Below are 1,881 nucleotides of genomic sequence, written 5' to 3' on the forward strand. Positions count from 1 at the left end.
CAATATATCAATGTTATCAACATTTGCGTTATTCACATAAATTCATAAAATTAGCCTTGTAGTAAGTGAAGAAAACGCGTAAAATTCAAAAAAGCTTAAATTTTATCATGTAAATATTCCTATGTCGTGTGGAAATATGCCTTAAATAAAGCCTGTTTTTTTTGCGGGCAGCAATTACCTCAGAACTGTTGATAGCTGCCTATTGTTTATTTACAACAACACTCCATTCGCTGCCGCTACCTATATTATAAGTATCTGCAAAGCTTCCCTGGTTTAAAGCGAACGATAATTGCATCAAACTGTTCATGTAAGCTAAGGGTTTGCTTACAGCTACTTCGCCGAAAGTATCGCTGTATGGGGCATCACCTTCATACGTCTTTTCTCCGTTTTTATAAATTATCAGGTGTAGCTTATCCCCTACCTTGATATGAAGTTGCTTTACAAGGTCGCCGCCAATATTTGTCCATAAGTTACCATATTGAATATCGAGTATATCGATGGTTCCTTTTAGCTTTCCATTTTCCATCACTGCCTTTTGATAGGGAATTTTTACAACCTGTTTTGGTAATACCGGCCCTACCTGCTCAAATGAGATCACTCCGGCGGCCAGGCGCGCTGCTGTATAAGCGTAAACATCTCTGCCATGAAAGGTATATGATTTTTCGGACCCTTTACGACGATTAAGTACTTCGTCTATCTGCCTGATATCGGCTATACCTAAAGATTCGGCTGCAAGCGTTAAGGTACCATTATCGGGTGTTACAATAAATTGACCGCTATTGGTTTTCAGCACTACAGATTTACGGCTGGTTCCCACTCCCGGATCGACTACCGAAACAAATACCGTTCCGGCAGGCCAGTAAGCTACTGTTTGATATAATCGATAAGAGGCCTCCCATATATTATATGCCGGGATCTCATGGGTGAGGTCATACAGTTTCAAATCGGCAGATACGCCCGAGGCAACGCCTTTCATGGCTGAAACGGCTCCATCTTTAACTCCGAAATCTGATTGAAAAACTACGATTTTGTTTTGAGCATGGGTGTAAAAAGCTACGCTTATAAATAACAGTATGCTGTAAATTTTTTTATTCATGGGATGAATCTAAAAAACTTTAATATATAATCATAATATTACAAGCCGTCGTAATAACTTTTATAAAAAAACAAAAAAGACCGCCCCAAACGGGAGCGGCCTTCAAACCAAACTAACTACTTTATGAAAACAGTCTTTAATTATTTTACAGCTATTTCTCTTGATTGAAATTTAGCTTCTTCCTTTTTAGTGATGGTCAATTTTAATATTCCGTCGGTATAATCAGCTTCAATTTTTGAATGATCGGCACTTTCCGGTAAAGTAAATGATCTGCTGAACGACTTGTAGCTATATTCGCGTTTGCTGAATTTTTTACCTTCTTCAACGTTTTCAGTTTTCTTTTCGGATGAAACTGTCAATATGTTTTTATCCAGGTTAATCTTAAAATCCTCTTTCTTTAAGCCCGGCACAGCCAACTCAACATGAAACTCATTTTCTGTTTCTGCAATGTTTACAGCAGGAACACGAGCTACTAATTTTTCGCCAAGGAATGAATCGTTCAAAATCGAATCGAATACATCATTAAAGAATGGACCCCTTGCGTTATTTTTTAATCCGTTGTTAAATTTTACTAATGTCATTTTAAATATCTCCTAAGTTTTTGTTTTTGTTAACTTCGTGAAGTATTAATCAACTGTTATACCAACAGATAAAGCAGATAAAATACACGACAACTTGTCGTGATTAATAAATCCATACAGACAAATTGACATAAATGGCTGAAAAACTTACTGATTACAAATACAGAACAGACATACCTATCCGTTTTTCGGATATAGATTCCC

Annotated in this window: 2 protein-coding genes; both read right to left on the minus strand. The window is 36.9% G+C overall.

Features of this window, described 5'->3' with window-relative positions:
• Positions 1–199: 199 nt before the first annotated feature.
• Complete coding sequence (locus AC1DPZ_RS26370; protein ID WP_477409098.1) at positions 200–1,096, minus strand: SAM hydrolase/SAM-dependent halogenase family protein; 897 nt, start codon at positions 1,094–1,096, stop codon at positions 200–202.
• Positions 1,097–1,236: 140 nt separating this feature from the next.
• Positions 1,237–1,677: an Hsp20/alpha crystallin family protein gene (locus tag AC1DPZ_RS26375; RefSeq protein WP_477409100.1), complete on the minus strand. Its 441-nt coding sequence runs from the start codon at positions 1,675–1,677 to the stop codon at positions 1,237–1,239.
• Between the last annotated feature and the right edge of the window lie 204 nt (positions 1,678–1,881).

It is taken from the genome of Mucilaginibacter sp. P4_G9, from assembly GCF_056400985.1.

Excerpts from the sequence above, each read along its gene's own strand:
- AC1DPZ_RS26370 (WP_477409098.1), bottom strand. The coding sequence starts at position 1,096 with ATGAATAAAAAAATTTACAGCATACTGTTATTTATAAGCGTAGCTTTT.
- AC1DPZ_RS26375 (WP_477409100.1), bottom strand. The coding sequence starts at position 1,677 with ATGACATTAGTAAAATTTAACAACGGATTAAAAAATAACGCAAGGGGT.